This is a genomic window from Thalassospira profundimaris, assembly GCF_003326755.1.
Lineage (GTDB): Bacteria > Pseudomonadota > Alphaproteobacteria > Rhodospirillales > Thalassospiraceae > Thalassospira > Thalassospira profundimaris_B.
On the sequence record NZ_JPWH01000017.1, the window covers coordinates 38,584 to 46,504 of the forward strand.

The following is a 7,921-nucleotide window of genomic DNA, read 5'->3' on the forward strand; positions in this document are numbered from 1 at the left end:
TTGTATATGCAACCAGGCAACATGAGCATTTCATCGGGCATTCAGGTGGTTTTACCGTGCCTGCTTTCCAGCCGATAGCGCGTCCCGGGATAAATCAGACGGGCCAGAGAAACCACGCCGCCGCTTGACCAGGTGCGGCGGCGGATCATCAAGCAGGGCTCATGATGCAGGATTACCAGCAACTTGGCCTCCCACGGCTGCGCCAAAATCGACTCGACAACATGTTCGGAGCCGGTCAGCGGTGCCTTTTGTGACAGATAAACATTTGGCGTAATGACCGAAAAATCCTGTGATAAATAGTCCGGCACCAGCGCCGGATTGACAAAGCGGTCCTCGATCTGCACCGGGACATCATTTTCATGATGCACAATCAGCGAATGAAAAACCGGTGCCCCGATTGGCAAATCCAGCGCATCTGCCACATCGGGCGATGCCGCCTGGTCGGCCAGAACAATTACGGAAGCGGCATGGACATGGCCGCGTTCGGCAATTTCCTCGGCAATGTTGCGCACCTCAAACAGCGCGGAATAGCCCTTTTTCTGGGCCACAAACGAACCGACTCCCTGCACGCGCACCAGTTCTCCCTCGTGCGCCAGCTCGCGCAGGGCCCGGTTGGCCGTCATTTTGCTGATGCCCAGCTCCGAAACCAGCTCGTTTTCCGATGGAATCCGGTGATTGGGCTGCCATTCCCCGCGATAAATGCGGTCCAGGATCAATTGTTTGACCTCCAGATACAAAGGCCCGCTGCCATCCCGGTCCTTTCGCAATGTCTGGCCCGAAAATATTGCCCCGTCCTGTTTGTGCCGGGCTGCCCGTAATCCGTTGTTTTTTGTCATTATTAACCCGTTTCCGCATCTTTTTCGCATTGCACATATAATACACTTTTTATTTGAAGCGCGTAAAAAAGTGTCATATGTTACCTATACAACCAAAAACGTAACAATTTTTGCCACGCCGCACCAACATTACGCAATATAAAAACAGGCAGGTTGTGGCCGCGTTTATCAGGGCCTAATCGCTTCATTCGTTGCAAGGAGACCTCATCTATGAAGTTCAAGTCAATTCTTGTGGCTGCTGCCGCATTGTTTGCTGTTGCCAGCACAACGCCGTCGCAGGCCAAAGAGTGGAAAGAAGTCACCATTACCCTCGAAGGGGCCTATGCGCCCTGGAACATGACCAACCCGGACGGGTCGCTGGGCGGGTTTGAACCCGAACTGGCCGAATATCTGTGCAACCACATGAAGGTTAAATGCAATCTGGTCGCATCGGACTGGGACAGCATGATCACCAGCCTCAATGCCGGCAAATTTGACGCAATCATGGATGCGCTGTCGATTACGCCGGAACGCCAGAAGGTCATTGCCTTTTCGGTCCCCTATGCCAATACCCACGCCGCCTTTGCCGCACCCACCGAAAGTGACTATGCCCAGGCCCCCGGCACTGGCGAAATTGTAAAAATGGCCCCGGATTATTCCGGCGGTAAAGAACAGATCGAGGCGCTGCGCAAAACATTTGACGGTGCAACCATCGGCATCCAGGCGGCTACGGTTTATGCCAAATTCATCTATGACAATTTCAAGGATGTCGCCACCATCCGCGAATATAAAACCGGTGCCGAACGCGACCTGGACCTGCAAACCGGCCGTATCGACGTTGGCTTTGACGATACCACCAACCTGTTGGCATCTTTCAAAACATCCGACGAAGCCATGGCGATCACCGGTCCGGAAATTGCCGGAACCGTCTTTGGCATTGGCGAAGGTGTTGGCCTGCGCCAGGAAGATACCGAGCTGAAAGCCATGTTTGACGATGCCATCAAGGCCGCCCTTGCCGACGGCACGATCAAAAAGCTGTCGATGAAGTGGTTTGGCACCGACGTCACCCCTGAATAACGGCCATCCCGACCGGCGGGAAGCAGGCTGATTTGTTGCCTGACGGCGCATATCCTGATGCAGCTTCCCGCCGCTGTTCCTTCACTGTTACTGTTCGGGGTCTGAACCCCAAAGGCAGCAACATTCCCAAGCCCGTCCGAACCACGAAGGCCTGGCAAATGGAAATTATCGAACTTCTCGGCTTTGGTGCCAAGGGCTGGGGCGCGCTTATCCTGACCGGCATGTTGCTGACATTATGTGTCACGCTGGCTTCCCTCGCCATTGGCGCCCTTGTCGGCGGCCTGATTGCGACCGCCAAATTATCGAATTTCTGGTGGCTGCGCGTGCTCGGCACCACCTACACCACCATTTTTCGCGGCGTGCCCGAACTGCTGATCATTTACCTGATCTATTTTGGCGGCTCGAATGCCGTTACCGCCATTGGTCATGCCATGGGGATCGAGGGCTTTTTGGGCATGCCCTCCTTTCTGGCAGGGGCACTCGCCGTCGGGCTGATTTCCGCGGCCTATCAGGCAGAGGTCTATCGCGGGGCCTATCGCGCCATTCCGCGTGGCGAGATCGAGGCCGCCGCCTCAATCGGCATGCCGCCCCTGCGCTGTGTCCGGCGGATTATTCTGCCGCAAATTCTGCGGTTTGCCATTCCCGGGCTGAATAATGTCTGGCAATTGTCGCTTAAGGATTCCGCACTGATTTCAGTTACCGGCCTTGCCGAACTGATGCGCACCACCCAGGTCGCGGCCGGTTCGACCCGCCAGTATTTCATGTTCTATATCGTGGGCGGCCTGCTTTATCTGGTTCTCACAAGTTTCTCCGAACGGCTTTTTAACAGCGCCGAACGGCGCAGCAACAAATCCATGCCACGCGGCATGGGCCAGGTTTGAAGGGCTGATCATGGATTTTGCTTTTCTGTATTCGACCATGAAGGCCCTTTTGGCCGCAACACCCACAACCATTGGCCTGTTTTCGCTCTCGGTGTTCTTTGGTGGTCTGCTCGCGCTGGTCATTGTCACCATGCGGGTCAGCAACAACATCATCGCCCGCAATTTTGCCAAGGGCTATATCTTCGTTTTTCGTGGCTCCCCGCTTTTGATCCAGATGTTTCTGGTCTTTTACGGGTTGGGGCAATTCGGGGTCATCCGCCACAGCTTTGTCTGGCCTGCTTTGCGCGAACCCTTTATTTGTGCCGTTCTGTCGCTGGCCCTGTGTACGGCGGGTTATTCGGCTGAAATTTTCCGCAGTGGCCTGCGCGCCGTCCCCCCCGGCGAGGTGGAGGCCGCCCGCGCCGCTGGCATGTCCGGCTTTTTGCTGTTGCGGCGCATCATTGCGCCCATCGCCCTTCGTCATGCCCTGCCTGCCTATTCGACCGAAATTGTCCTGATGGTCAAATCAACCGCACTGGCAAGCCTGGTCACGGTTTGGGAAATTACCGGCGTGGCCCAGCGGCTGATTTCGCAAACCTATCGCACAATGGAAATTTTCCTGTGTGCCGCCGCCCTTTATCTGCTGCTAAACTTCATCATCCTGCAGGCCCTGTCCCTTCTGGAAAACCGGTTAAACCGCCATCATCGCCGCCCGACGGAACGCAAGCCGTCGGTGATGAATGCCCTGTTTGGTGCCCGCCCCTAAGCGGGCCGTGATTGCGCCCCTTCATTAAAGGATCGACCCATGTCAGCCACACCACGGCTTTCCGTTCGCAATATCCGCAAAAGTTTTGGTGCCCACGAAGTCCTGCGCGGCATTTCCCTTGATGCCCATGATGGCGATGTTATTAGCGTGCTGGGCGCCAGTGGATCGGGCAAATCCACCTTTCTACGCTGCATCAACATGCTGGAAAGCGCCGATGACGGGGATGTGATTGTCAGTGGTGAAAAAATCACCATGAAAACCACCAGCCAGGGCCGGGGTGCCGCCAACCGCAAGCAGCTTGACCGCATCCGCACCGAATTGGGCATGGTGTTTCAATCCTTTAATCTGTGGTCACACATGACCATTCTCGAAAACATCATCGAAGGCCCGGTGCATGTACAAAAACGCCCGCGTGCCGAGTGCATTGCCGAGGCCGAAGCCCTTTTGGAAAAGGTCGGCATTGCGGATCGCAAGGATTATTACCCGGCCCATCTTTCCGGCGGGCAAAAGCAGCGTGCGGCCATTGCCCGCTCGCTTGCCATGAAACCAAAGGTCATTTTATTTGACGAACCGACATCGGCCCTGGACCCCGAACTGGTGGGCGAAGTGCTGCGCGTGATGCGCGATCTGGCGGCGGAAAAAATGACCATGCTGGTCGTCACCCATGAAATGGGCTTTGCCCGCAATGTGTCGAACCGGGTGATTTTCATGCGCGACGGCCTGATTGATTGTCAAGGCACGCCAGATGACATGTTTGGCGGCCAGGGTTCCCCCTATTTCCAGCAATTCATCCGTCATATGGAAACCGAAAATGACGCTGCCTGATGTTATTCTTGATGTCGGCCTGACCTGGCGCGAAATTGCCGCCATTGCCAATGGCGCCCCCCTGACGCTCGCCGATGCCCCAAACGGGCGTATCGAGAAGGGCCGGAAAATTGTCAACGCCCTGGTGGATCGCGGCATTCGCGCCTATGGCATCACAACGGGTGTTGGTGCCCTTGCCGATACCGTGGTGGATCGCAGTGCACAGGCACAGCTTTCGCGCAACATCATCCTCAGCCATGCCTGCGGCACCGGGCCGTTGCTCTCTGCCCCGGCCGTGCGCGCCATTATTGCCGCCCAAATCAACAATTTTGCGCATGGCTATTCCGGCATTTGCCCGGAAACGGTCGCGGCCTTGCAGGCCCTGCTCAACCATGACTGCATTCCCGCTGTGCCCTCCAAGGGGTCGGCCGGGTATCTGATACATATGGCGCATATTGCCCTGGTACTGATTGGCGAGGGGCGCGCCATGCTGAACGGGCAGATGCTCTCGGGCGCGGAAGCGCTGACAAAAATCGGCCTAAAACCGCTGACATTGCAGGCCAAGGAAGGCCTTAGTCTGGTCAATGGTACATCATGTTCTGCCGGATTGGGAGCCTTTGCGCTGGCGCGGGCCCATCGTCTGGCCGACTGGGCCGATACCATTGCCGCCATCACCCTTGAATCTTCGGGCGCGCAAATGGCCGCCTTTGATGCCGATATTCTGGCACTGCGCAAATCGCCCGGCATTCAAAAGGTGGGCGCAACCCTGCGGGCCCGGCTCGCGGGCAGCCGCCATATTGCCCAATCCTTTGCCAAACGCACACAGGATGCCCTAAGCCTGCGGGCAACGCCACACGCCCACGGTGCCGTGCGTGATGTTTTTGATAACACGGCCATTGTCGTTAATCAGGAACTCGCATCTGTCACCGATAATCCCATTGTGCATGGGTCCCCCGAAGACCCCAAAGTCGCCTCCGAGGCCCATGCCGTTGCCCCGGCGCTGGCCCTGGCGCTCGATGGGCTGGCGATTGCCATTTCGCAGCTTTCGATGCTGTCCGAACGGCGGCTGGATCGGCTGGTCAACCCACTGGTTAGTGGCCTGCCGCCCTTTTTAACCAATGACCCCGGTGTGGGTTCCGGCCTGATGATCGCACAATATACCGCTGCGGCCCTGGCCGCCGAAAACCGCCGCCTGGGTGCCCCGGCCAGCCTGGATGGCGGTATTACATCCGCCTTGCAGGAGGATTATCTGGCCCACCCCACGGCTGCGGCCAACAAGCTTTTGCAGGTGCTTGACAATACCGAACAGGTCTTGGCGATCGAGCTTCTGGCCGCAGTCCAGGCCGCTGATCTGATTGCGATTAACCCGGATAACGGCATAAAAATGCGTGCATCGGGCACCAATGCCCTTTATCAACAGGTCCGTCATCTGCTGCCTGCTTATGGGGATGACCATGCCCTTGCCAGCGATCTGGAGGCCTTGCGTAACCTGATCGCCAGCGCGGAACCGGCACCGATCCCGTAATTGTCTTTCACCCGCCAAAAGGATTTTCCCATGTCAAACCATTATGATGTTGCTGTCATCGGTCTGGGCGCAATGGGCAGTGCCGCCATCTCATTTTTGGCGGCACGCGGGGTCCGGGTGATCGGTTTTGAAGCCGCAAGCCCGGCGCATGGGCTGGGCTCTTCGCACGGGGACAGCCGTTTGATCCGGCTGGGATATTTTGAAGACCCAAGCTATGTGCCGTTGTTACATCGCGCCTATGACAACTGGCGCACGCTGGAAAACCAGTTGCGCGAAACAATCCTGAACATCACCGGCGTTTTGCAAATTGGCCGCCCTGAGAGCGACATTGTCACCGGCACCCTGGCATCGTGTGAATTACACAATCTGCCTCATCAAACATTTAATGCTGCCGAAACGCGCAAACGATTTCCGGTTTTTGGACTACAAGATGATGAAATTGCTGTGTTAGATCCGAATGGCGGCTGGTTAAAACCCGAAGCCGCGATTTGGGGATATTTGCGCCTGGCAGCCGCCAGCGGTGCAAAACTGCATATCGGTGACAAGGTTGAGGCCATCAACCCCGATGATAATGGCGTTAACATTACTGCAGGCGGACAAAAATACCGCGCGGCCCGGGTCATCGTTGCCACCGGTTCCTGGATTTCACAGCTTGTTCCGCACCTTGCCAGGCTGGCAAACCCGATCCGCCAGGTGGTGGCGTGGTATCGTCCGGAAAACGGCTTTGTCACCGATCCGATCCGCATGCCATCCTTTTTGCGCGATGACACAAAGAATGGCACCTTTTTCGGCTTTCCCGAAATTGGCCCGGATGGCGTCAAAATCGGCCGCCACGCCCATTTCATGGAAAATATCGACCCTGACCACCCCAACCCGCCCGTCAATGACCGCGATTTGGCCTTGCTGGACGACTTTGCCGCCCGTCACCTGCCGGGCATGAAGGGCAGGCGGGTTAATGCCGTGACCTGTCGCTACACCATGCTGCCGGGCGAAGATTTCCTGCTCGACCATTTACCGGGTGAAAACCGGGTGATTGTGGCCTCGCCCTGTTCGGGACACGGGTTTAAATTCACCAGTGTGATTGGCGAAATTCTTGCTGACCTGGCAACACAGGGCGGAACCGATCTACCAATAGAGGCCTTTACATTTGACCGCCTGATGAAAGCAGCAAAAGCCGAAAAACCCGGCATGACCAACCCGGTTTGATAAAATATGAGAAAACGGTTGAAACCGTCATAATCCATGCCAAAACTGCATGCGTAAAAAGATGGCTTGCCTGTTGTGGGCCAAAATTCCGGCACGAGTGAAAAGAGCAGCATATGAAACGGGTTATTATCGCCATTACCGGGGCATCAGGCGTGATTTATGGTGTCCGCGCCCTGCAATTGCTGCGCGACATGCCCGATATTGAAACACATGCTGTTATTTCGCCCTCCGCCCTGCGCACCGCCAAGGCGGAACTGGATATTGATGCCGACGAAATCCGGTCTTATGCCAATGTCGTCTATAATTACCGCGATATTGGCGCGGCGATTTCATCGGGGTCTTTTCAAACCGAAGGCATGCTGGTTGCCCCCTGTTCGATCAAAACGCTTAGCGGGATTGCCAATTGTTATAATGACGAGCTGATTGTACGGGCCGCCGATGTCTGCCTGAAGGAACGTCGCCGGGTGGTGCTGTTATTGCGCGAAACGCCCTATCACGCCGGGCATATCAACCTGATGGCCCAGGCAACCCAAAACGGGGCCATCATCATGCCGCCCGTCCCGGCCTTTTACAGCCGCCCGCAAAGCATTGACGAAATGGTGACACAAACCACCGGCCGGGCGCTGGACCTGCTGGGTATCCACTTACCTGTCGTCAAACGCTGGACGGAAGACGATACCAGCACGTCCTGACCTGATAAGCTCAACAGGTCTGCTGCGCCATAACGCAACCTTTCGTCAATTGGCAACGCCCATCGCCATTATGACATTAATGCCCCTCCCATAAATTCTTTCATCAGCTTGCCCCCTTTGCAAAATCAGGCCCAGTTTCGCCCAAAAGCCTGTTTTGCGATTCGTATTTATGATGC

The 7,921-nt window shown here is 56.3% G+C and carries 8 protein-coding genes; 7 read left to right on the forward strand and 1 reads right to left on the reverse strand.

The window, feature by feature from the left end; genetic code table 11:
* Positions 1-41 precede the first annotated feature (41 nt).
* Positions 42-836 carry a histidine utilization repressor gene (gene hutC, locus TH25_RS17580; RefSeq protein ID WP_114089614.1) on the reverse strand — a complete coding sequence of 265 codons (795 nt, stop codon included), beginning with the start codon at positions 834-836 and terminating at the stop codon, positions 42-44.
* Positions 837-1,046: 210 nt separating this feature from the next.
* On the opposite strand from hutC, the gene TH25_RS17585 reads away from it, so the two are divergent.
* The 7 genes from TH25_RS17585 (at position 1,047) to TH25_RS17615 (ending at position 7,745) form a co-directional block, all read left to right on the forward strand.
* Positions 1,047-1,892, forward strand: coding sequence for a transporter substrate-binding domain-containing protein (locus TH25_RS17585; RefSeq protein WP_114089615.1), 846 nt, complete (start codon positions 1,047-1,049; stop codon positions 1,890-1,892).
* Between the two features lie 158 nt (positions 1,893-2,050).
* Entirely contained in the window at positions 2,051-2,773 is a 723-nt protein-coding gene (locus TH25_RS17590; RefSeq protein ID WP_114089616.1) for an ABC transporter permease, read from the forward strand.
* A 10-nt stretch (positions 2,774-2,783) separates the two neighbouring features.
* Positions 2,784-3,518: an ABC transporter permease gene (locus TH25_RS17595; protein ID WP_114089617.1), complete on the forward strand. Its 735-nt coding sequence runs from the start codon at positions 2,784-2,786 to the stop codon at positions 3,516-3,518.
* A 39-nt stretch (positions 3,519-3,557) separates the two neighbouring features.
* Entirely contained in the window at positions 3,558-4,343 is a 786-nt protein-coding gene (locus TH25_RS17600; RefSeq protein WP_114089618.1) for an ABC transporter ATP-binding protein, read from the forward strand.
* Positions 4,330-5,847, forward strand: a complete 1,518-nt coding sequence (locus TH25_RS17605; RefSeq protein ID WP_114089619.1) for an HAL/PAL/TAL family ammonia-lyase — start codon at positions 4,330-4,332, stop codon at positions 5,845-5,847. The genes TH25_RS17600 and TH25_RS17605 overlap by 14 nt, the downstream gene beginning before the upstream one ends.
* A 30-nt stretch (positions 5,848-5,877) precedes the next feature.
* Positions 5,878-7,053 carry an N-methyl-L-tryptophan oxidase gene (gene solA / locus TH25_RS17610; RefSeq protein ID WP_114089620.1) on the forward strand — a complete coding sequence of 392 codons (1,176 nt, stop codon included), beginning with the start codon at positions 5,878-5,880 and terminating at the stop codon, positions 7,051-7,053.
* Positions 7,054-7,166: 113 nt separating this feature from the next.
* Positions 7,167-7,745 carry a UbiX family flavin prenyltransferase gene (locus TH25_RS17615; protein ID WP_114089621.1) on the forward strand — a complete coding sequence of 193 codons (579 nt, stop codon included), beginning with the start codon at positions 7,167-7,169 and terminating at the stop codon, positions 7,743-7,745.
* Positions 7,746-7,921: the final 176 nt, after the last annotated feature.